Here is a 23,637-nt window from a genome sequence, read left to right on the forward strand (position 1 = left end):
CATCAAACGAAACGGGCGCCGCTTCTCGCAGGAAGCGGCGCCCGTTTAACAGAGGTTTTTCTTCAGAAAAGAAGCCTAATACTACTACTACCTAGACTTGGTGTTACCTGACAGGGCCTGAAAAAGCATTGGCAGCCAGCGACAGACTCCTTGACAACTACCGCTCCTCGACAATTTCCGCTCGGAAAGATCAGAGCATTGGCACGGTTTCGTCACGGTAAGCCGCCAACACCTCATGGTCGGCATCTTCAGGATTCGCCAGGCTCCACAGCCCGCGATCGACCCCCTGGGTAATCAGATGGATCACCGCCGACTCGACCGCCGACATCACCGCCATCTGGACCGGTTCGTTATGCGTAAAGCCCGCCTCGGCCTCGAGCAGACGCTGGAAGCTGACGAAGCGATAGACCCCGGCCCGCAGCTCGTGGGAGTAGATCGTCTTGCTGGTGGTGACATTCCCCAGCACCTCCCCCGTGGCGATATCCACCGCACGCAGGTTGATCGTGACCTGGTCGACCTGATACTCCCCCGAGGCGCCGATGCCGAAATACTCGGCACCGATACCGCCGGTCTTCATGTTGGAGTCGTAGGCGATGATCCCCCCCTCGAGCAGTACCCGCGCGGCATTCAGCGACGAGAGCTCATTCTCCCGGCCCATGCGTTCGAGGTTGGCACGTATGATGCGCCGCTCGGTCAGCAGGTTCTGCAGCCCCACACGCTCGAGAGGAATGAACCAGCCGGACTCGGCCAGCGCCGAGCTGAGCATGGCGGCGCCGCCCTGGGTCACGGCGGTGGAGAAGGTACTCGCCGGCTGGGGACGATACTGCCCCGTCTGGTCGCGGAAGTCGTATACCGCCGCCAGAATCCGCGAGCTGGGTGCCGGCAGGCTCTTGAGATCATCGTAGGTCGCTGTCCGCGGCGTCAGGGTGGCGGGTGCCCCCTCCAGGTGGTCGTAGGATGTCACCTGGCTGGCGCACCCACTCAGGGTCAACATGCCCGCGGTAACCAGTGTCGTGATGAGTTTCATTATTCTGCTCCCTTGTCCCTGTCCGTGTATCCGCTCAGAACTGGCCCGACGGCTGGCCAAAGTTGACCGTCGTCTCTTCGCCGGTGCGCCGGTCGACGATATTCATCACGAAACCCCCATTCCCCAGGCTGCGAATCCGCACTCGCAGCGTCGAGCTCTCGATCACACTGGTGCGCCCCGCCTCCCCTTCCTTGGCATCATTGATGGCATCGTTGACCACCCCGGCCCTAAGGTCCTGCAGGAACAGATCGGTCTCCGACAGGTTGCCGAAATCCGGCGCATCGGGATCCTTGTTGTCATCCTGGGACTGCGCCTTGTTGAAGAGATAGCTGCCGTTGAGAGGGCTGCCCCCGAATGACGGGTTGATGGGCTCATACACCAGCTGGCCCGCCCAGGCGAAACCACTCCCCAGCAACAGGCTCGTCGTCACTACCCCTGCCGCCACTCTTGCCGTCATCCGCTGCTTTGTGCGTTTCATTGTCGTTCTCCTCGATGCACTAGAGTTCTTCATCTGCCAGATCGGGGTCATCGGCCAGGGCTTCCGTCAGCGTCTGCCGAATCACCAGATTCTCCACCTGCTCCACCGCCGCCTGCACATACCCGTCGATATCGCTGAGACGGGGCGACATGGTGGCCTGATAGACCACACGGTTATTGTCCCGGGTGATCCAGACCTGGCTGCCCCAACGCGCCGAAGGTCGCTCATGCACCGTCAGCACCACGTTGTTCAACACCGGGCGCTCCAGGCTCAGCTGGCTGAACTGCCGATAGAAGGTGCGGCCGGTCATGGTCACGGTGCGGTCGATCACCAGGCCCGAGATCCCCGGCTCCTGCAGGCTGAACTGGCGCTCCAGCTCTTCCTCGGCCTGCCCGGGCGTCTCGATGGTCTCCTCCGACTCCTCGATCGTCATCGCCGGCTCATCGGGCGCCACCTGAGCCTGCGCCGGGCGGCTCCCTCCCCAGATCAGCGAAAGGAGCAGCACACAACCCGCGACTAAGGCGTACTGTGGTTGCATCTCTTGGCTCCCTTGCGTTGGTCGAAATGAAACAGCGGAGGGGGGGCGCCCAGATTCTGGCGTGCCCAGTTGACCGCCTGGGTACGGTTGTGCACATCGATCTTCTTGAAGATGTTGTAGAGGTGCGACTTCACCGTGTGCTCGCTGACGAACAGGCGATCGGCGATCTGCATATTGGAGGCACCGGAGCCGAGCAGCCCGATGATCTCCAGCTCACGCTGGGTCAGGCCACAGGCCGGCCGGTAAGAGTTGATGGACTGCTTGCGGAAGAACTCGATCAGGTGCGACATCAACGAGCGTGACATCCAGAGATGCCCTTCCAGCAGCCGACCGATTCCCTTGCAGATCATGTCCAGCGAATCCGTGCGATAGAACACGCCCGACAGATGTGCATAGGAGAGTACCTCGGCTGCCTCATCACCATCTTTCAGATTCAGTGCCGCGATGCACAGTCGATGACCACGACTCGACGCCTCCTCCTGCCACGCCTGCAGCAGGGCGTCATCGACATGATCATGATCCAGCAGCACCACTGAGGTCTCCTCAGCAACGCTGGAAGGAGCATCGGCGGGCGAAAGCAACGTGACAGTGCAGTCGACGTGGTCATTGATGTAGTCGATGAATAATGACGATTGCGGATTCTGCTCCGTGACAAACGCCACCCCCCCATTCCGTTGGCTCATGCTTTCCTCCTCATGACGAGTTGTGTCTGTATGCGTTGTTGTTAGGGAGTACAGCTGGAGGTAAGTATGGCCTACTCACTAAGAAACGTAAAATATTGTTAACTTGTGTATTCGATGGTCACCAACGTATCTCTAGCATTAATGCCTTCGAATTAGACAGCTAATCAGGCATTTAGTGGGCTTTTCGATGACCCAAATAAATTCAATATGTTTTTAAAATTAGTATTATTCATGTTTATGTTTCAGCCAGCCGTAACCGCCAAAGCCCGGCACAGGGCCGTGCTTGGACGTTAGTCGAAGTGATGAAAGGGGGCTGCCTAAACGGCAGCCCCACATAGTCCAGGCCGGTGACGCGAGCGTTATCGATAGTCTATGCAGGCTTTGTCCTTAGTGGTACGGATGTAGAGGGCACGCGGCTCGAGGCTCTCGTTCCTCAGACCCGATAAAAATCCCGATACCAGGCCACGAAGTTCGCCACCCCTTCCGTCACCGTGGTAGAAGGCTTGTAGCCCACCGCCTTCTCCAGCTCGCTGGAGTCGGCGAAGGTATCCGGTACGTCGCCGGGCTGCAGAGGGAGCAACTCCTTGATCGCCTCCTTGCCTAAAGCCTGCTCGATCGCCTCGATATAGGCGGAGAGCTTGACCGGGTTGTTGTTACCGATATTGAAGATGCGATACGGCGCGTTGCTGGAGGCCGGGTCAGGTGCATCGCTGTTCCACTCGGGATTGGGCGCGGCGATATCATCGCTGGCACGGATCACCCCTTCCACGATGTCATCAATGTAGGTGAAGTCTCGGGTGTGTTGGCCATGGTTGAATACCGGAATCGACTCGCCGGCCAGGGTCTTCCTGGTGAAGAGAAACAGCGCCATATCGGGGCGCCCCCAGGGGCCATACACAGTGAAGAAGCGCAAACCAGTGGTGGGCAAGTCGAACAGGTGGCTGTAGCTATGCGCCATCAGCTCATTGGCCTTCTTGGTAGCGGCGTAGAACTGCAGCGGATGGTTGACGCCCTCGTGCTCCGAGAACGGCATGCTGGTGTTGGCACCATAGACGCTGCTGGTACTGGCATAGGTGAGATGCTTAACTGGGTGATGACGGCAGGCCTCCAGGATATTGGTGAACGCCACTATATTGCTGTGCACATAGGCATGGGGGTTCTCCAGCGAGTAACGCACCCCCGCCTGAGCGGCCAGATGGATCACCCGCTCGGGTTTGTGACTCTCGAACACAGCGTTGACCGCCGCCTGATCGGCCAGGTCCTCACGCACGAACACATACTCGGCACCAGTACGTGAGGCAGTCTCATTCAAAATCTCGAGCCGCGCCTCCTTAATCGTCGGATCGTAATAGTCGTTGACCTCATCGAAGCCGATTACGCTGTCGCCGCGCTCGAGCAGACGCTTGGCGGTGTGGAAACCGATAAAGCCGGCATTGCCGGTGACGAGAACCTTCATGACAACTCCTTGTTATTGGTCCAGGTGGGCACGGTGACCTCATGGGTCAATGTTCGGGTCGCAATGGCCGGCCTCATGCCGTTCTTCGCTGCTGACACTAGGCTCGCTGGAAACCCTGAACTCAAGCGATCAAAGGCGCTAAGGGCCAAGGCGTCGTGTCACGGCTAGGCGCCTTCTGCCAGACGGGCAAGGAAGGCGTTAATTCGATGTTGATGAGTAGCCAGGTCATCCTCGGCCTTGAGCATTAGTACCGGTCGCGCGTGCCGCTCGAAGAGTCGGCAGACGGCCAGGCCCCAGGCCAACTCTTGCTCGACGTGGGCCAGGGCCGCCTCTTCGCCAAGATAGCCGAGCCAGTCGTTGCCGCCACCGGGGCGCTGTCTGTGGCGACTGGCCAGCTGCGCCATGACCCGCTCGACACTTGTCTCGAGCCGTATCAGTGAACGGCCGGCAAGTAGTCCTGCGAGCCCTGGCGGTTCTGGATCCTCGGCCGCCAGGGCTGCCAGTTGGGCGGAGAAGTTATGGCAGATGCCTTCCTCGCTGACCATGCCACGCGGATAGTGGCGACTGCGCCAGGCAATATCGTGACGCAGCGTGGTGGTGATGTAGTCCACCAGGCGTAGCTTGTGGCTGGGGGTTAACGGCAACCTCTCCAGCGCCTGAAGGCTTCCGAACAAGAGTCTTGCGTAGAGCTCCCCCACATGGCCGCCGGGTAGCTCCGGGAAGGCATCGCGGCCAATTAGTATGCGCTCGGCACGCATCCACTCGTTGTGGAACGCCAGTTGACGATAGAGGGTGGTCTTGCCCGCTCCGGAGGGCGCAATCATCTCCACCCGCTGGCCATGGGTGGCACTCGGTGCGCCGCGGGGAAGCGGCGGCGTGCGCATTAACGCAAATCCACTACGACTCAGGGTAGACTTGAGCAAATGTTTTAGCATGACGACATCCTTAGGAGTGCGCGGCCATGCGCTGGAAGGTGGGGTTGCGCTCAACTAACTCGTCGTAACTCCCCTGGTCGACCACTTTCCCTTTCTGCATCAGGTAGATCACGTCGCAACGGCGCACCGTGCTCAACCGATGGGCGATCATGATGATGGTCTTGCTGCTGGCAAAACCATGGATCGCCTGCATCACCTGGCGTTCGGTGATGCCATCCAGGGCACTGGTGGCCTCATCGAGAATAAGGACTTCGGCATCGTCGTAGAGTGCTCGGGCTATCCCGATACGCTGACGCTGCCCCCCGGAGAGCTGGGTGCCGCGCTCGCCGACCCGCGTATCGAGCCCTGCAGGCAACTGTTCAAGCAACTCGTCGAGATGAGCCATTTGGGCGGCGTGGCGCACCCGCTCATCATCGATTTCCTCGCACGGCAGGCCGAAGGCGATGTTCTCTCGGATGCTGGCATCGGCCAGGAAGATTGCCTGGGACACGAAGCCCACCGCGTTCTGCCAAGCACGCTTGCGTGGCCCCGTCAGCGGCTGGCCATCGACCCTGAGCTCTCCCCGCTGGGGACTGATCAGTCCCAGCAGCAAGTCGATGGCGGTGGATTTGCCGGAGCCGGAAGGTCCCACCAACCCGATCACTTGCTGAGCCGGTATCACCAGCGAGACATCATCCAGCGCCGGCTGCTCCTTGCCAGGATAGAAAAATGTCACCCCGCTGAGAGCCACCGAGTCTCGCGGCACCAACTTGACGTGCGCAGGTGTTGACGTGGTCGGCCTGGTAACAGACGATGCCTTGAGGCTGACCTCCTCTTTGCCGCGGCTGTCCTTGAGATCCTGATGTACCGCCTCGAAGGCGGCGATATTACCGCGCATCAGGGCCACGCTGCCGTAGATCTGCTGGAATGCCGGCAGCAGCTTGAAGCCGGCCAGAGCATAGACCGAGAGCAACGGCAGAATGGTGCCAAGGTTGCCCTCATGGGCGGCAAGCAGATAGAGCACCAGGAAGATCACGGTGCCGAAGGCGACGAGCTCAACCAGGTAACGTGGAACCTGAGCGAGTGCCTTGGTCACCCCCTGGGCGCGGCCATAGCGACGGCTGGCTGTTTCGAAGCGCTGATTGAACATCGCCTGGCGCCCCAACAACAGAGTGTCCTTGATACCCCCGAAGCCTTCCGCCATCAGCTGATAGCGTGCCACCTGGCTGCGCGACACGGCACGACCATTAGCGGCCAAGCGCGCCCGCACCGTGCCATAGAGGCCCACGAAGCAGAAGGCGAACACCGCCAGGCCAATCAGCGCCACCATCGGGTTGAACAGCACCAGGGCGATCACCATGCAGATGGCGGTGGCCGCCTTGGCGTTCATGCGCATCAGCGGCGAGATCAGGGTATCGGTGATGCGCTGGGTCTCCTGAGCAATATTGCTGACCAAGCGAGTGCTGCTTCCTTCGGCGTGAAACAGCCAGGGCTGCGCCATATAGTGGCGATACAACCGTACGCTCAGCTCGGCACCGAGTTGCTGACCGTAAATCGTCAGACGCCATACGGCGACCACCGAGATGGCCGCAGAGAGCGCTAACGCCACCAGCACCCCCACTCCCATCCAGAACAGGAAATCGCGCGGTTCGCCGATACCACTCGCCGCATAGATCTGGGCGAGCAGGGCATCGCCCTGCAGCCGGCTCATGTCGCCCACCAGGGCCATAAAGGGGCCGATGGCGAGCACCCCACCCACCTCGGCGAAGGCCATCAGCACCACCAACCCCTGGAGGCGCAGCAAGCGCCGGCGTTGCTCGCGGGTAAGCAAGCCTAACAAGGCACGGAGATTGGCGAACATAGGGCCTCACAAAATCATCGACGCCGCGTCTGCGCGGCCAGCCCTATTAATGTGACATTTTGTATCTGTTAGGCAAGTATGAAATAGGTAGTACCAGGTGCGAGGAGCAAGGTCCGCGAGGTAGGTGCGCCCCTCATCCTTTACTCACTTGTACGAATAGTTGTAGTACCCATACCCATAGCTGGTGGCGGCCTTGCGCTCCATGGCGTTAAGGATCGAGCCCTTGACTGTAACGCCGGCAGTTTCGAGGCGACGAGTAGCGATCTGCAGCTCGCGTATCGGGTTGGTCTGGAAGCGAGCGACCATCAGGGTGGTGCCACACTGGGCGCCAACCACCGCGGCATCGGTCACGGCGAGCACCGGCGGAGTGTCGATGATCACCAGGTCATAGCGTTGGCTGACCTCTTCGAGGAAGGTGGTGAAGCGTGAGGTCATCATCAACTCCGAGGGGTTGGGCGGAGATTCACCGCGAGCCACGTAATCCAGCCCTTCGATACCGCTGGACCGGATGATCTCCAGCAGGCCCTTGCGCCCGCTCAGCAGCTCGGAGAGCCCCTCCTTGCTGCGCCCCTTGAAGGCGTTATGCATGTGCCCCTTGCGCATATCGGCATCAACGACCAGCACCCGTTGTCCGGCCTGGGCGCAGACAGCGCCCAGGTTAATCGAGATAAAGGTCTTGCCAATACCAGGGCTGGGACCGGAGATCATCAGGCGGTTGTTGCTGGCCTCGAGCATGGCGAAGTGCAGACTGGTGCGCAGGCTGCGCAGGGCCTCGATGGAGGTATCAGCCAGGTGGCGCTCGGCGAGCACCCCGCTGACCACCTCCCGTGCCTGGCGATCACGGCGATGCTTGACTCGTCGAACCAGCTTTCGCTGCTCGTCGGAGAGCGGCACGGTGGCGTAAACCGGCAGGCCGGCGCTCTCGATCTGCTCAGGTGACTCCACGCCGCGGTTGAGCAGGCCGCGCAGCAGCACGATACCCACCCCCAGCATGCCGCCGAGCACGGTGGCGATGATCACGATTAGTGACTTGCGCGGAGCGATGGGGAACGGGCCGACCAGCGCGTCATCGATGATACGCACGTTGCCAACGGTACCAGCCCGGGCGACCTGCAGCTCCTGCATCTTGTTCAGCACGTTGACGTAGATGGCCTGGGTGACCTCGACGTCGCGGGTACGACGCACTACCTCCTGCTGGGCGGCGGGCATCTCATTGACGCGTTCATCAAGATCGGCCCGCTGCTGCTGCAGCTGACTCTTCTGGCGCAGCAGCGCCTGATAGTTAGGGTGACTTGGGGTGAATCGCTCGGCCAGCTCGGCTTCCTGGAACTCCAGCTCGCTGAGTCGACTGTCGAGCTCGATAAAGCGCTGGATTACGGACTGTGCCTCGGAGCTGAGGTCGACACTATCCTGCTCGACGCGATACTCGTTAAGACGATTTTCAGCGGCGGCAAGCTGATCGCGGAGTTCCGGCGCTTGCTCCTCGAGAAAGGCCAGGCTCTGCTCCGCCTCGGCGGATTGACGCTCGACGTTCTGGGTCAGGAAGGTCTCTGCCACGGCATCCAGTGAGCGACGAATCTCGCTGCGATCGGGTCCAGTCAGGGTCAACCGAAGCATGCCGGTGCCGATGCTGGTGCCGCGCCCGGCGCCCAACTCGTTGACGCTAAGCCGCGAGCCAAGACCATTGATGGCTGTAGGCCGCGAGCGCTTGATCAGGGTGAACTCCGTGCCGGGAGGCGCCTGCAGTTCAGCGATGCGTATCTGGATATCGCCATCGGCGAAGCTCGCAAGCTCCCCGACTCGCCCTTGGCCCAGCTCCCGCGGCATCTCGCCGCCCAGGCGCAGCCGATAGTCCCCCGCTTCCCCGGCGGTTGCGATCAGCGGCATGCCGCGCAGCGAGTCGGCGACCTCCAGGCGTCCCAGGGCCAGGGTCTCACCCGCCCATACCCAGGGCTTGCCGGCCATGAATGCCGGTCGTTCGATGCCACGGCGCACCAGGAAGCCACCCACCACCGGCAGCAGATTCGGACTCACCACGGTATCCAGCCCGACCCGGTCGACCACCTGGCCCAGCACCATGCGAGACTGCAGAATCTGCACCTCGGCGGCGGTGGAGGACTCGCCCTCCTGGCCGAACACCTCGGAGAGATCGCCCAGTGGGCTGACGGTCGAGCGCCGTTCCACCTGTACCAGCGCATCGCCGCGGTACACCGGCGTCTGCAGCAGGGCATAGACCACCCCACCCAAGGCGAACAAGAGGGTGATGGCGAGGATCAGCCACTTGTGATCGAGGAGCAGGCCAAACAGGCGTGCGAGGTCGATTTTATTATCGACCGGGGCCATAGGTGAAGCTGCGGTGTTGGAGGTGTCAGTCATGGCGTGGCTTTGTATTTGTAAGAGTGAAAGGAAGGTAATTTAAGCCAGGATGTTTCGTCGGTATCCGTGAGTACGCCGAAGTCTAACGACGCCATCGCCTGGGGTTTGGACTTTTTATAGGCGGGCAACCCACCCGGCGGTGGCCTCAGCCAGCAGTTGGTGAACATGCTCAAACGCCTCCCTGCTCTTCCGATACGGGTCGGGGATATCGAGTCCCTTGCCAGCTGCGAGCCATTTGCCAAGCAGCATGGTCTTGCCGAGGGCCTCGGGGGCAAGCTCACCGACAGCGCGTCGCTGGCCGCTGCTCATCACCAGGATCAGATCGTGGTTGATGAGCATCTCGGTGGTGAGCTGGCGGGCCTGGTGGATGGAGACGTCAAGTCCTTCCGCCTCGGCAAGCTCTCTGGCGCTGAGATCGACGTTCTGACCGACCAGTGCACCTAACCCTGCCGAGGCGACCTGCTTCCCCGGCAGGGCCCGGCGCAGCATGGCTTCGGCCACGGGGCTACGACAGACGTTACCAGTACACACCACCAAGATACGTTGAAACACAAGCCGCTCGCTATGGGTGGATTAGAGATCGCTGACGTCGCTGGCACTCTCCGCCACACTACCCGGCAACACCAGCGAGGGTAGCAGCAGGCTGATCACACGGTTCCAGCGCGCCAGGGGCGCGGTGGTAACGTAGACCACATCCTGGGGCTCGAGGACAAACTGGCTGCCCATGCTGAAGGCGGCGGCGTTGCGTACATCGAGCAGATACACGGTGGCCAACTTGTCACTGTCGAAAGTCTGGCTGCGAATGACGAAGATTCCCGAGGGCTCGGCGGTAGTTTCGTTGATACCACCGGCCCGTGCCACGGCGTCGGTCAAGGAGAGGCGCTCGTTGCCCAACGCGAAGTTGCCGGGCGAGAGCACCTGGCCCATGACCGCCACGGCCTGATTCTCGGAACTCGGCACGTGCACCACGTCGCCATCCTGGAGCAGACGATTCTGGGTCTGGTCGCCTTGGCGCAGCAGCTGGTAGAGAGAGAGACGCTGCTCCTGACCATTGCGGGTCAGAATTACCTCGTGCCAGTTGGCAGTGGGCTGGGCGCCACCGGCCCGGCTGATGGCGTCGGCCAAGGTCAGCGGCACGCTGGTGATGGGCTGGGTGCCGGGTGTTGCCACCGACCCGCTCACGTAGACCTTCTTGGAGTTGAAGGCCGCCATGCGGACATCCACCTGGGGCTCGGCCAGAAAGCCGGAGAGTCGGCGCGCCAGCATGTCGCGGACCTCATCCAGGGTGAGCCCTGCGACCTTCACGCGCCCGATATAGGGATAGAAGATGGTGCCATCGCTACGCACCTCGTTGCCCGCCTCGGCGGCGCTTCGCTCGGCACCGGCCGGTATGGTCAGCTCGGGATGGTCGTAGACGATCACGCTCAGTACATCGCCGGGATCCACGCGATACTCGTAGTCCTCGATGGCCTGGCGCAGATCGCTGGACATGGGCGCAGCTTGGCTTTCGGCCAGCCGAAAGGTCGAAACCAGCCCCGGCGTAATGGGCTCGATATCGACTAGGTCGTCGATCGGCGCGGTTTCCGTCTGGTAATCGATATGCCCACCGGGAGCCATAGAACAGCCTGATAGCAGAAGGGCCACGGCGCAGGCAATCAGGGGCGTCGACCGGAAAGCCGGTGCGTGACGCTGACGTGGGATCGACGATGTGATCATGTAGGTTCCTCTTGATAGCAGCCGCCAAACGGGGGAGGCAGGCACCATGGAAAGATCAAAAACGTGGAAAGATAAGCAAATAAGTAAACAATAACTCCGTAACCCTCTGCTACATAGTGTAACATATCAGTGAATATTCACCACGCCTAGCCTACTGAAACTAAAACCCTGGTCACCCGCCACAAAAGTACGGCTTTGGCTGGCCCCGTGCGGTCCATACCCAGCCCAGGCAGGCTCTCCAAGTAGAAAACAGGACACTCCCGTCCCAGGGTTACAAAGCCCTCCTCTAGGCCAGACTCCACTATGTTGGGCTCCATTAGGCTGAGCTCCAAGCCAGCACGTTCGCCCCAACTTCATGATGTCAGGGCGAATTCCGACTGGCTTTAACGCCTGAACGTTACATAGGAAGGCGACCATCACTATCGGAACGAGGAGTGAATCACCAGACGGCTCTATTTGCCGCTCCTCTCCTACACCGGGGTAAGCCTAACCCTACACCTGAAGCCTATGCTTGCCCGTCAAGCCGAACCAGAGAGCTTGGCGACATGCTGCTGTCACGACATGGTAGACGTAATGCGGCTATGCTTAGAGTGTACAAACGGTTACGATCAAATCGCCCTGTCCGATGCAACACGCCACGATCCAGGAGAGAGACCATGAAAGCGCAGCTTAAACGCCCATTCGCCCTACTGGCGGTTGCCGGCATGCTGGCGAGCTCCACCGCCCTGGCCCAGGGCGCCGCAAAGCCTTCCCCCGCAGCGGGAGGCTCCCCGGCTGGCCTAAGCAAGGCGACCGGCCTCTCCCAGGCCACTCTCGTCACCGCCGGCGCGGCGCTCGGCCTCGGCATTCTGGTGGCGTTGACAACCGATGGCGACAATAGCGGCACGGGCACGGGCACGGGCACTGGCACCGGCACCGGCACCAACTGAGGCATCGCTCATCGATGGTGAACTTCCATGACCCCGCCGGCTGCCCCTCGAGGCGCCGCCCTGCTGCCCGCCTGCTGACCCTGGGCGCCTGCCTGCTCTGGCTGACAGGCTGTGCCAGTAGCGGCAAGCCCCCCCTGGGCGATGCCCTGACGAACCTGCTGGCCGAGGGGGCCACCGGCGAAGCGAGCCTTTCTCAGCGGGCCGACGCCCTCCCCTACGCCTCGCTTGCCGTTGACAGCCAGCGCCATCGCGGTCTGGTGGTGCTGGGCACCACGACCGGCGAAACCACCTACTGGCCGATGGGCCACCAGGGCGTGCTGGTGCTCCACCGCGATGGCCTGCAGGCGACCAGCGGCCTGGGCAGCGATCTCCTAGGTACCCGCTATCTCCCTCTGCAGGCGCCGAGCGCTGATGCCGGAGAGGTGGAGCACCGAGAGGCAGACGCCGGGGCAGCAGGCACCCTGGACGACACCCTGGACTATGTGCCATGGCAGGAAGTGCGCCCCGGGGCTTTTCGCCTGGAACGCCAATGGCTGGAGGCGGATGGGCTGCCTCGCCAGCTGGGGGCCCGTGGCGCCCTGGCGTGCCACGATACGCTGGAGCCTCTCGCCTTGCCGCTGGGTGAGCAACGGCTGCAGCGCTGCGAGATGACCCTGAACTGGGAAAATGGCGAGCAAACTCGCTCAACCCTGTGGCGTGACCGTGACACCCTGCGCCTCTGGGCCGTGGAGGGGGAGCCCTGGCCGGGAGCCCCACATATCGAGTGGCGGGTCGCGCGCGCCTGGTGGTGACGCAACAGATCAATATTCGAGAAGGGGCCACCCTTCCAGCTGGGGCCAACTATCCAATAGAGGACGTGACTCGGCCTGGGTGCCATGGGTTACGGGGAACAAGGGGACAATGTGATTAACGGAGCTTTCCGCCGACGAAGCAGGGCGTGGCTGGCGGCAGCTGCCCTTGGCCTGGGCGGCACAGGAACGGCACTTGGCGCCACCACACCACCGGCGACCCTGGCCAATGCCTGGCTGGACCTCGAACGGCGCCAGCCCGGCGCCATCGAGTGGCAGCACGCCTTCGCGCTTCGCGACACCACCGCCGAGACTGTGCCGCGCCTGCGCCGACGCCTGATCGGCGATCTGCATACCCTGGCGGTCAGCGCCCGGGTGGCCGGCAACGCGCCACGCCAACAGAGCCTTGAGGCCTGGCGCTCGCATCTCGGCGAATGGCAGGACCGACATATCCGTACACCGGAGCGACTGGACCTGCCCTGGCTGGCGGCCAATCTACGCCACAATCCTCCACTCAAGCGCATCGTTCACTTCGGGGTCTGTGAGGCGCCGAACTGGGTGGAGGTCTGGAGCCTGGACGGCGTCACGCGACTGGACTGGGTGCCCGACATGTCACTCGAGCACCTGCGCGACTCGCTGACCGCCAGCGCGGCCCGCCAGAGCGATACCGCCGCCATCGTCACCCCGCTGGGAGAGGTTCATCGTCGCGGCATCGCGGCCTGGAACTATCAGCCGACGCTTCTTGCCCCGGGGAGTCGCGTGCTCCTGGAGCTACCCTCTCGCCAAGGGCTTCGGGGCGCCCTGCCCTTCCCGGGGGTCGGCGATGAGGTAGACCTGATCAACCGGCGCCTGCCCGAACTGCTGGCGACCCGCGTACCCGGTGAGCGCTGCCGGGTATGGGGCAACGACGAGGGACACGAGGTCAAGGAATGAAAACTGTCACTATCGTTACCCGTAACGTCAGCGGACGTGTTGGCCAGAACATCACTAGAAATGTCAGGACAAGCATGGTCGCACTGGTAACCGGCAGCCTGGGGGTTGCCATGGCGCCCCCCGCCCTGAGCCAGGAGGGTATCGCCGGGCAGCTGGGCGCGGGGCAGAGCGACTTTGGTGGCGTCGGCCTGATGCAGACCCCTACGGCGCGCATGGCGCCCGTGGGCACCATGAGCATCAACTGGAGCCGCACCGCGCCCTATCGTCGCTACAGCGTGTTTATCCAGCCGGTCGAGTGGTTCGAGGGCGGCTTTCGCTATGTGGAGGTCGAGGATGTCAGTACCAGCCTCTTCGACCGCTACCTCGACAAGGGCTTTGACATGAAGCTTCGCCTGCTCGAGGAGACCCGCTACTGGCCACAGCTGGCCGTGGGGCTGCGTGACGTGGGAGGGACGACCCTGTTCGGCTCCGAGTATCTGGCGGCGAGCAAGCGCTGGTATGACTTCGATTTCACGCTGGGCATCGGCTGGGGCTACCTGGGGGCCGCCAGTGATATCGACTCGCCCCTGGGCTGGCTCGCCGACCGCTTCGACGACCGGCCGAACCGGGCCGGTGGCGACCAGGGCGGCGAGTTCGCCGTGGACGCGTTGTTCCACGGCCCGGCCTCGATCTTCGGTGGCGTGGAGTGGCAGACGCCCTGGGACCCGCTGGTGCTGCAGCTGGAGTATGAGGGCAACGACTACACCGACGAGCCGCTCGGCAACGATCAGCAGAGCGAGTCACGCGTCAATATCGGCGCCCGCCTTGCCGTGACCGATAATCTCGAGCTACGCGCCGGCTGGCAACGGGGCAGCACCGCCATGGCCGGCATCAGTTATCACGTCGACCTGGCGGGACTCACCCAGGTGAAGCGGGATCCCGCACCACGGGATATCAACGCCCCCGCATTCCCGGACTGGGCCAACGTGTCCCAGGCCCTGGAGGAGAATGCCGGCATTCGGGTGCATGAGATCGCCGAGAGTGGCGACAGCCTGCGCGTGGTGGCCGAGCCCGAGACCTTCCGCAACCTTAACCAGAGCGAGGGGCGCGCCGCGCGCATCCTGCACGCCCAGGCCTCACCGGAGATCGATACCTTCCGCTTCCAGTGGCAGCAGAACGGGCTGGCGTTGCGTGAGGATGTGCATGATCGTGCTGCCTTCGTGGCGGCGGCAGAATCGGCAGACCGGGAGTTTGGTCACCGCTACGGGATCTATTCCCATACTCGACTGGCCAAGCCGGCCCGCGAAGAGATCGTGCATCGTGAATCGCCCCAGCGCTTCAACTGGCGAGTGGGGCCGCGTCTCGACCAGAACTTCGGCGGCCCGGATGGCTATCTCTATCGGCTGGTAATGGTCACCTCGGGCGAATACCACACCGATCGCAATGGCTGGCTCTCCGCCGCCGGTGCCTGGACGATGGCAGACAACCTCGATGGCTACGAGTACCTGGGGCCCTCGGAACTGCCCCGGGTACGCAGCTATCTCGGAGACTACCTGTCGGCCTCCGATGTAGGGATAGAGAACCTGCAGTACACCCGCACCGCCAACCTGGCCGATGACTGGTACGCCATGGGCTATGCCGGCCTGCTGGAGATGATGTTTGCCGGTGCCGGCGCGGAGGTGCTGCACCGCCCTCTCGATAGCCCCTTCGCCATTGGCGCGGATGTCAACTGGGTGCGCCAGCGCGACTTCGAGCAGGGTTTCGAGATGCGTGACTATGACACCTGGACCGGTCATCTCAACGCCTATATCGAAACCGGCTTCGAGGATATCCTGGCCAAGGTGAGCGTTGGCCGCTATCTGGCCGGCGATGTCGGCGGCACCCTGGATCTGTCACGAGAGTTCGACTCCGGCGTGCGGGTCGGTGCCTGGGGCACCTGGACCGATGCCGATGATGACTTCGGCGAGGGGGGCTTCGACAAGGGGCTGTATGTCTCCTTTCCCCTCGATGCGTTCTTTACCCGCTCGAGTCGTAGTGCGGCCACCCTGGCATGGCGCCCGCTCACCCGCGATGGCGGGGCCCGCCTGGGTCGGCGCTATCGGCTCTATGACATGACCGAGGAGCGTAACCTGACACCCTACTGGGACGGTTACCCCGCCACCTGGGAGTGAGCCCCTGCACCCTTCCGCTTGCCTCGTGATGGCATCGAAGGGACCGGATCGGGAATCCATATGATCTCCCGTCCGGTCCCTCGAGTATGGCTTCCATCATCCTGGCCCATCACCGATTTCAACTTGGCAACACTTCGATTGGCTTTATAGTGAAGTTACATACCGTCACATTTAACCACTTCTAAACCACAGCATTCTTCGAAGGTGCAACTGGGGACGTGATTGAGGGCTATAACTCAGCGTTCGATTGCAATAGCCAGATGCTCTAGGCGTGTCGAGGTAATGGGGGTCTTGGACGTAGGTAATTTCGCCATAAGGAGTCAGGCCGATGAGCTTGTTGCTGCAACGCGCCTTTCGCATCTCTCGCCGAAACAAGCGGCTTCTGCTGTTGATACTGGACGCCCTGATACTCTCGGCCTGCCTGGTGCTGGCAACGGTATTGAAGCAGGGAGCCGTGACGGCGGCGGCCGACGCTGCGTCGCCGATGCTGCTGATCTCGGTGCCACTCTGCCTGATCACGCTGTGGCTGATGGGGTTCTATCATGCCATCGTGCGCTTTATGGGGCTGCGAGCGCTGCTGACCATGGCAGTCGGCCTGCCGCTCGCGTGCCTGACCCTCTGGGGCGCTGGCCGGGCCCTGGGCTTCCCCCTCTCCGGCTCGACGCTGTCGATCTTTGCCCTGCTCTCGCTGCTCGGTCTCAGTGTCTCGCGGCTGGTGGTACGCAGCCTCTACCAGCAGGTCACGATGCGCCCGCGCATCCGGGTGGTCATCTATGGGGCCGGTTCGGCCGGGGTGCAGCTGGTCCACTCGCTGCGCCAGGGTAAGGAGTTCCTGCCCGTGGCCTTTATCGATGACTGGCGTGGCATGCACGGCACCATTGTTCAGGGCCTCAAGGTGTACTCGCCGCTGCTGCTGGAGCAACTGATCGAGCGCTGCGGCGCCGAGCGCATTCTGCTGGCCATGCCGAGCCTGCCCCGTGTGAAACGCCGCGAGATCCTCCACTCTCTGGAAACCCTCAAGGCAGCCGTGCAGACAATTCCCGCCATCGAGGACATGGTTCGGCACGGGGCACAGATCAACGAGATCCGCGATGTCTCGGTAGAGGACCTGCTGGGGCGCGAACCGGTCGCGGCCCGTCAGGAGCTGCTTCAGGCCGATGTGCGCGACAAAGTGGTCATGGTGACCGGTGCCGGAGGGTCGATCGGCAGCGAGCTGTGTCGGCAGATCCTGCTCCAGCGGCCTCGCATGCTGTTGCTGCTGGAGCTGAGCGAGTTCGCGCTCTATGCCATCGATGGCGAGCTGCGTGATATCGCCACGGCTGAGGGACTGACCGATATCGAGATCAAGCCACTGCTGGGCTCGGTGCAGAATCGTCAGCGCCTTGAGGGGGTGATGCACAGCTTCGGTGTGCAGACGCTCTATCACGCCGCCGCCTACAAGCATGTGCCGATGGTGGAGTATAACGTCGCCGAGGGCGTGCGCAACAATGTGTTCGGCACCATGGAGACCGCCCTGGCGGCGGTGGCCGCCGAGGTCGAAACCTTTGTGCTCGTCTCCACCGACAAGGCGGTAAGGCCCACCAACGTGATGGGCACCACCAAGCGGCTGGCGGAGCTGATCTGCCAGGCGCTGGCCAGACACCAGCGCAGCACGCGGTTCTGCATGGTGCGCTTCGGCAATGTGCTGGGTTCTTCGGGCTCGGTCATCCCCCTGTTCAAGCGACAGATCGCCAACGGTGGCCCGTTGACCGTGACCCACCCCGATATCACGCGCTTCTTCATGACCATTCCCGAAGCGGCCGAGCTGGTGCTTCAGGCCGGCGCCCTGGGCAAGGGTGGCGATGTGTTCGTGCTGGACATGGGAGAGCCGGTGAAGATTGCCGACCTCGCTCGCCAGATGATTCGCCTTTCCGGCCTGGAGGTTCGTTCGGTGGGCCAACCCGCGGGCGATATCGAGATCGTCTTCAGCGGGCTGCGTCCGGGTGAAAAGCTATACGAGGAGGTGCTGATCGGAGCCGACGCCAGCCTGACCGATCATCCGCGCATCCTGACCGAAGAGGAGCAGCACTGGGAGTGGGAGAGGCTCGCCCCCTATCTGCAGCGCCTGAAGGAGGCCGTGCAGGCCAACGCGATGGAGCAGGTGCGCGAGTTGCTGGGTACCGCCCCGACTGCCTATCAGCCCGACAGCCCCATCGTCGACCTGGAGTGGCTGAGCCAGGGTCTGCCCCTTCCGGGCGCCACGCCCGACACGGCCCAGGATGTTTGCGCTACTGATCTCAGCCTGACCTCTGGTAGCAATGGCTTCGGTACACGTAACGCCTCGACGACAAACCGCAGGAAGGTAAAGATGGTCAAGGCCGTCTCGGATGAATCTCAACTGTTGACCGACCAGAGCCTCAGCCAGGCGCTGATCGCAAGGTCATGATAAGGGGCGAGGGACGAGGTGCGAGGAACAGACACCTCGCTCCTTGTTTTTTGGTTCATCGTAAATCAGCGTGACGCCGAACAGACAGCCTCTCGCTAATGCGCGCCCCTTATTGACTCCTCACTCACCGAACCTTACCCCTGCCTCTCTATTTCCCCCCAAACATCAGCCTTCACACCTCTCACCTCGCCCCTGGCTACGACTTATGCCGCTGCCCCTGAAAACCGGGGCTGGTGCCATGCCCGGGCTGCCTAACGCCAGGCATCTAACATACCCGCCATACGGTCAGGCAGAGAATCCAGACATCCAGTCGGAGCCTGTCGCTCCAGTCGAGGGCATTGCGGCCGTCGACCTACGCCCAGCCGGTGATGCCCGGACGCTGCTGGCAAAGCAGCACCGTGGGGCCCATGACGATTCGCACCACAATCGCGATGATGTTCTGATGATCAGTAGTGGTGCCTGCAGCAGCGCCGGCGCAGTGATAACGATGTCTAACAGGCGCTTACTCAAATGGCATTTATCTCCTCCAGCATGACGGTATTGACCCGAGTGACCTCGAACCTCTCTTCGGCGATTCTACGTGAATGAATCCCCATCGCTTGCAGGCGATCAGGTTGCTCGATCATTCGACGCATGGCGTTGACCAGCGAGATCACACAACGCGGCGACACCAAATGACCGTTATATCCCTCTTGCACGGTTTCGCGACAGCCTGGGGTATCGGTGGTGATAATGGCTCGCCCCATCGAAAGCCCCTCGAGTAGCGTTCGGGGTATTCCTTCACGGTAGTAGCTCGGAAGAACGACCGTCGTTGCCGAGGCAATCGCCGGACGCACATCATCAAGCTGGCCCAGATATTCGAGCCGACCATCAGTCAACCAGGCCTGCAGCTCCGCCGGGGCGATGGCATCGGGACCGAGGTCTGGCTCACCAACCAACTGGAATCGAACTTGCGGATACTCCTGGCGTAGTAGGCGCGCCGCTTCGGCGTACTCACGAATTCCCTTAGAGGCAAAAAGCCGGGCGACCAGCACGAAGACAGGCGTATCCGGCAGTGCGGTGACACCAAAATGCTCGATATCCACTCCCGAACCATTCACCACTACAGCGTAAGTCTTGCCGAGGATCTTTCTGTCAATGAACAACTGCATATCATCAGGGTTCTGAAAGAAGACCGTGTGTGAGCAGGCCATGGCCAGCCGGTATAGGCCTTCAATGCAACGCTGGAGAGCACGCCGTTTTATAGTCATTGAATCCTCGATAAAGGCGTAGCCAAGACCAGTGATCAGCGAGAAGCGAAACGGGATTCCGGAAAAACGCGCGGCCAGGCTGCCGTAGATTACCGGCTTGATGGTGTAGCCCATGACATGCGTGGGCGACACGTGCCGCATCAACCGATATAGCGCTTTTAGCGTGGCGAGGTCTGCCAGTGGATCCATGCCGTTCCTCTGCATGGGTACGTCGTGAGCCTGGATCCCCTGGGCAACCAGACGCTGGTGTATCTCGCTATCAGCCGAAAGGCTGGGGGCCGCAGCGTGAACCTCAAAACCATCCTCCTGTAATGCCAGCATCAGATGCCAGCGGAAGTTGATCAGTGACGGCGCATATCCAGCAATCAACAGGAAACGACGTGTCATGAGCTCTGCCCCTCGGAGCTCCTGGTGACGCCTGGATCTACGGCCCCTGACAATGTTGACTGCCACAACGATGTATATGCGTTTACCATATGATCGATCCCATATTCGTCGCGAATCCGCTGTCGGCAGCGCTGCTGTCGGGCTCGCCAAGCACCGGGGTGCTGTCGACATTCTGCCAGCGCCTTGGAAATGGCATCAGCCAGGCCAGAACTGTCACACGGGGGAACGACCCAACCATCACCGGCCACGATTCGAGCGGAATCCCCCACATCTGTCACCACGCAGGGCGTACTTGCCGCCATGGCCTCGGCAACGACATTGGGAAACCCTTCACCGCCTTGACTGGACAATATATGCAGATCTAGTGCCCCCATCACCAGCGGAATATCGGTACGTTTTCCCAACGCCACAACGCTGTCGCCCAAGTCCCGGCTAACGATCCATCGATCTACTTCGGGGTTATCTCGCGTGACCTCATCGCCCACCAGTAGGCAGCGCACCGCAATGCCCTGCTGACGAAGCTTGACGATGGCATCTAGCAGGTTTTGATGATCTTTCTGTGCATGGCAGCGCGCCACCATGCCGATCAGCAGGGTATCATCATCGACGCCGAGCGAGTGGCGAAGCACACGCGCTTCACTCGGGTCCACATTCCAGTGAGAGAAGTTGTAGCCATTGGGAATGACCCGAAGCTTGTCCGCACAGTAGCCCAACGCCTGATGCACCTGGGCCGCCCTTTCGGCGCAGCAGACGATCGCGATGGGTAACCAGGGCGAGAGCCAGGCGCACCACCGAGCGATCAAGATCGACGAGCGGGCGCTATGACTGGGCTCCAGGCCGGTATGGCGAATGCCCCAGAAGATTCGCCGCTGTCCTGCTAGGCGGGCAACCAGGCCCCCCAGAAGATCAGGGTGATACATCCAGGTCTGAACGATGTCGAAGCGCTCCTGCCTGAGCAGCTTCCACAGCCGCCACAGGGGTCCCAGGCGCAACTTGTCACGCGGCATATCGAGATTGATGACGCGAAAGCCTCGCTCGCTCAGCATCTGCCCATAACGTGCCTCTGCCATCAGGCTGATGACCGTATGTTGGTTGTCGGGATCGTTGGTGCATAGCCGGAAGAGCACCGCCTGCGCTCCTCCTTCTCCCAGGCTGGTAATGATATGTGCGACTCTCATGCTCGTTCCTCTGGGCAGAAGTGGCTGACGGCCTCCACAGAGGGCTGTGGTTCAACGACTTCGAGGGCCTCGTGAAGATAGCGTCGTGCAATACGGGATAGGTTGAAGTCATCGGCACGCGCCTGTCGCGACTCGGGTGTGCCTACCGGCGCCTGCAGCGCACGCGTCATCGCCGTGACAAGGCGTTCGACACTCTCCGGCGGGACCAGCACCCCGTGCCTGCCGTGCTCGAGGATATCGGCCGAGGCCCCGGGGCAGTGGGTCGCCACAATGGGTACCCCGGCCACCAGGGCATCGAGCAGCACATTGGGAAAGCCTTCCCGCCGAGACGACGACACAAAGAGTCGGCTGAGCGCCATGACGTGCTGCGGCTGCGCCACGAAGCCGGGCAGATGCACACGCTCCTCGACGCCCAGCTCTCGTGCCTGGGCCAGCAGCGTCTGATGGAGGGGGCCATCACCGAGGATGGCCAGATGCAGCCGAGGGTCCTGCAGTCGAGCGAACGCCGCCAGAAGCAGGTCAAAGCCCTTGGCCTCTACCAGGCGGCCGGCGCTACAGATCAGCTGCGCCTCACGGGGAAGCAACTCAAGCCAGCTCGGCATGGCTGTCGTGCCCGCCGCCGATATTGAGCCTGGCGTGGACGATGCTGAGGCCCGCGTGGATGATGTTAAGGCCGACGCAGAATGAGGTGTCACCGGATTGCCGATATGGCAGCAACGGCCGGGATGAATGCCGTCTCGCTGCAAGGTCGCCAGCACATCGTCGGCGATCACCACCATGGTGTCGGCCCTGGGATAAAGCCGCGTCATCATCCAGCGCAGTGCGGCTTGGCGAATCCCCGGCGGCACCGTTTCGTCGCTGCGCTTCGCGCAGGTTTCCCGGATCGCGATGCGACATGGCCGGCCGGCCAGTTGCCACGCCAGAAGCGCGATTACATTGGCTTCGCTCATGGTGGAGAGCAGCGCCTGGGGTCGCTCTCGGCGCAGGTAACCGAGCAGCGGCAGCATGGCATGTGCAACCCGCTTCTTGCCGAGATCCACGATGCGCACGTCTGATGAAACAGCGCCGACCAGCGGGCCGCCGCTTCTTGCGACAACAAGATCTACGGGCGCCGCCGACTGACGAGCGAATTCATTGGCCAGGTTGACGAAAACACGCTCGGCTCCCCCCCCACTTAACGAGGGTATAAATAGGGTGACAGGTTGTATTGATTGAGATGTCACTATGGACTCCTTTACGCAAGATGTTGTTGTAATCATCAAGATGTCACCGTCGTGAGCGGTCGGAGCACGTCTTGCCTGGTGTAGCCATCATCATCCAGAAGAGATACACGCTTATGTGACTGATCGATCAAGCGCAAGATGGCGTAGGCGAAAGTTACCGCAAACGCGAACCACAACCCCTTGTGAAACTCCCAATTGGCCAGATTCATCGGAATTAAAAGTGCCCCCCCCATGACCATGGCTGCTATACGCCCACGATCCAAGCAAAGAAAAAGGTAGATGAGGCCGAGCCATAGTCCCAGGTACATGACCAGCCCCACAATTCCGAGCCCAAACACCACCGACAGGAAGGCATTGTGTGGAGCAAGCCCGATGATCTCGTGAAAACTTCCAATGCCAGCCCCGAACAAGGGGTTGCCGAGGCCATCCATTCCATGCTGCCAGATATTGCCGCGACCCGAGAAATCGCCGGAGCTAATCAGGTCACCGGCCATCATGTAACGCATCAGCAGGTACTCGATATCGGCCTGCACCACCAGCTGGTAGACCAGCATGGTGAGCGCGACAGGAACAACCAGTATCAGCTTGTAGATAAAGGTGAGCTTTAGCATGATGGAAAGGCTCATCAACACGTAAAACCCCATGCCTCCTCTTGACCCAAGAAGAAAGATGGAAAGACCAATAATGCACCATGAAAACAGATAGAAAACACGCGCCTTGAAGCTTGCGGAATCCAGCAAGACAAAGAGACAAACACCGGACATCACGAACAGGAAACTCATCCAGTTGGGATTGAAGTTATCCACCACAATTCGACGAATGCTGTCCGATGATGCAGCATAGGAGATCACGGTTATCGCACCGTATACAGCACCCATAAGATAGGGTACGCAGATCACCTTTAGTCCGTAGCAGATACCCGCCAGACTAATCATCAGCGCCATCACCATGACCTGCACCATGGAGAACCAGCTGATATAGGCCTCATGGGATGAGGGCGCCCAAGCGATGGAGAGTCCGCCATACACAATAAACATCAGCATGGCAAGCCCAAGCATATAGACGGCCTGATTGACTCGCCCCCCCGCGAGCACCAGGAAGAATACCGCTGGTGCGGCGGCAATGCCGATCACACGATTGATGGTGCCCAGGCCATCGATGACCAGCACATTTTCGATCGGTATGGTAAAGATCACCGGAAACAGCAGGATGGCAACAATATGTATGGATCGCATCGCTTGTGACCTCTACCTGTGTCACCGCCCGACACCTTATGCAGCATGTCAGGGAGGGTGATCCATCAATATGTCCTGGTCACTCTTGCC

19 protein-coding genes are annotated in these 23,637 nt (G+C 61.5%); 4 read left to right on the top strand and 15 right to left on the bottom strand.

Features of this window, described 5'->3' with window-relative positions; translation table 11 throughout:
* Positions 1 to 190: 190 nt before the first annotated feature.
* From IOC61_RS07600 to IOC61_RS07650, 11 genes are all read right to left on the bottom strand, one after another.
* Positions 191 to 1,027, bottom strand: coding sequence for a CsgG/HfaB family protein (locus IOC61_RS07600; protein WP_195688255.1), 837 nt, complete (start codon positions 1,025 to 1,027; stop codon positions 191 to 193).
* A gap of 34 nt (positions 1,028 to 1,061) precedes the next feature.
* On the bottom strand, positions 1,062 to 1,505 hold the full coding sequence (locus IOC61_RS07605) for a curli assembly protein CsgF (RefSeq protein ID WP_229332988.1): 444 nt from the start codon (positions 1,503 to 1,505) through the stop codon (positions 1,062 to 1,064).
* 19 nt (positions 1,506 to 1,524) lie between these two features.
* Entirely contained in the window at positions 1,525 to 2,043 is a 519-nt protein-coding gene (locus IOC61_RS07610; protein ID WP_195688256.1) for a CsgE family curli-type amyloid fiber assembly protein, read from the bottom strand.
* On the bottom strand, positions 2,022 to 2,726 hold the full coding sequence (locus IOC61_RS07615; RefSeq protein WP_195688257.1) for a LuxR C-terminal-related transcriptional regulator: 705 nt from the start codon (positions 2,724 to 2,726) through the stop codon (positions 2,022 to 2,024). Before IOC61_RS07615 ends, IOC61_RS07610 begins: the two co-directional genes overlap by 22 nt.
* A 433-nt stretch (positions 2,727 to 3,159) precedes the next feature.
* Entirely contained in the window at positions 3,160 to 4,182 is a 1,023-nt protein-coding gene (locus IOC61_RS07620; RefSeq protein WP_195688258.1) for an NAD-dependent epimerase, read from the bottom strand.
* A 164-nt stretch (positions 4,183 to 4,346) separates the two neighbouring features.
* Positions 4,347 to 5,117 carry a hypothetical protein gene (locus IOC61_RS07625; RefSeq protein WP_195688259.1) on the bottom strand — a complete coding sequence of 257 codons (771 nt, stop codon included), beginning with the start codon at positions 5,115 to 5,117 and terminating at the stop codon, positions 4,347 to 4,349.
* 10 nt (positions 5,118 to 5,127) lie between these two features.
* A complete protein-coding gene (locus IOC61_RS07630; protein ID WP_195688260.1) occupies positions 5,128 to 6,957 on the bottom strand; it encodes an ABC transporter ATP-binding protein in 1,830 nt (609 codons plus the stop codon).
* Positions 6,958 to 7,101: 144 nt separating this feature from the next.
* Positions 7,102 to 9,300, bottom strand: a complete 2,199-nt coding sequence (locus tag IOC61_RS07635; protein ID WP_229332989.1) for a polysaccharide biosynthesis tyrosine autokinase — start codon at positions 9,298 to 9,300, stop codon at positions 7,102 to 7,104.
* Positions 9,301 to 9,447: 147 nt separating this feature from the next.
* Positions 9,448 to 9,885: a low molecular weight protein-tyrosine-phosphatase gene (locus IOC61_RS07640; protein ID WP_195688262.1), complete on the bottom strand. Its 438-nt coding sequence runs from the start codon at positions 9,883 to 9,885 to the stop codon at positions 9,448 to 9,450.
* Positions 9,886 to 9,906: 21 nt separating this feature from the next.
* Positions 9,907 to 11,049, bottom strand: coding sequence for a polysaccharide export protein (locus IOC61_RS07645; RefSeq protein WP_195688263.1), 1,143 nt, complete (start codon positions 11,047 to 11,049; stop codon positions 9,907 to 9,909).
* 779 nt (positions 11,050 to 11,828) lie between these two features.
* On the bottom strand, positions 11,829 to 11,990 hold the full coding sequence (locus IOC61_RS07650; protein ID WP_195688264.1) for a hypothetical protein: 162 nt from the start codon (positions 11,988 to 11,990) through the stop codon (positions 11,829 to 11,831).
* A gap of 2 nt (positions 11,991 to 11,992) precedes the next feature.
* Here IOC61_RS07650 and IOC61_RS07655 point away from each other — a divergent pair, with 2 nt between their 5' ends.
* From IOC61_RS07655 to IOC61_RS07670, 4 genes are all read left to right on the top strand, one after another.
* On the top strand, positions 11,993 to 12,769 hold the full coding sequence (locus IOC61_RS07655) for a hypothetical protein (RefSeq protein ID WP_195688265.1): 777 nt from the start codon (positions 11,993 to 11,995) through the stop codon (positions 12,767 to 12,769).
* A 111-nt stretch (positions 12,770 to 12,880) separates the two neighbouring features.
* The gene (locus IOC61_RS07660) at positions 12,881 to 13,699 is read left to right on the top strand and encodes a capsule biosynthesis GfcC family protein (RefSeq protein WP_195688266.1); all 819 of its coding nucleotides are present in this window, start codon (positions 12,881 to 12,883) and stop codon (positions 13,697 to 13,699) included.
* Between the two features lie 74 nt (positions 13,700 to 13,773).
* A complete protein-coding gene (locus IOC61_RS07665) occupies positions 13,774 to 15,849 on the top strand; it encodes a YjbH domain-containing protein (protein ID WP_229332992.1) in 2,076 nt (691 codons plus the stop codon).
* Positions 15,850 to 16,177: 328 nt separating this feature from the next.
* Positions 16,178 to 18,274: a polysaccharide biosynthesis protein gene (locus IOC61_RS07670; protein ID WP_195688268.1), complete on the top strand. Its 2,097-nt coding sequence runs from the start codon at positions 16,178 to 16,180 to the stop codon at positions 18,272 to 18,274.
* A 506-nt stretch (positions 18,275 to 18,780) separates the two neighbouring features.
* Here the strand turns inward: IOC61_RS07670 and IOC61_RS07675 are convergent.
* The 4 genes from IOC61_RS07675 to IOC61_RS07690 are packed head-to-tail and all read right to left on the bottom strand — an operon-like array spanning position 18,781 to position 23,547.
* Positions 18,781 to 19,911, bottom strand: a complete 1,131-nt coding sequence (locus IOC61_RS07675; RefSeq protein WP_195688269.1) for a glycosyltransferase family 4 protein — start codon at positions 19,909 to 19,911, stop codon at positions 18,781 to 18,783.
* The gene (locus tag IOC61_RS07680; protein WP_195688270.1) at positions 19,908 to 21,089 is read right to left on the bottom strand and encodes a glycosyltransferase; all 1,182 of its coding nucleotides are present in this window, start codon (positions 21,087 to 21,089) and stop codon (positions 19,908 to 19,910) included. The genes IOC61_RS07675 and IOC61_RS07680 overlap by 4 nt, the downstream gene beginning before the upstream one ends.
* Entirely contained in the window at positions 21,086 to 22,348 is a 1,263-nt protein-coding gene (locus IOC61_RS07685) for a glycosyltransferase (protein WP_229332993.1), read from the bottom strand. Before IOC61_RS07685 ends, IOC61_RS07680 begins: the two co-directional genes overlap by 4 nt.
* Entirely contained in the window at positions 22,348 to 23,547 is a 1,200-nt protein-coding gene (locus tag IOC61_RS07690) for an O-antigen ligase family protein (protein ID WP_195688271.1), read from the bottom strand. The genes IOC61_RS07685 and IOC61_RS07690 overlap by 1 nt, the downstream gene beginning before the upstream one ends.
* Positions 23,548 to 23,637 lie beyond the last annotated feature (90 nt).

It is taken from the genome of Halomonas sp. KAO (assembly GCF_015595025.1).
Classification (GTDB): domain Bacteria; phylum Pseudomonadota; class Gammaproteobacteria; order Pseudomonadales; family Halomonadaceae; genus Halomonas.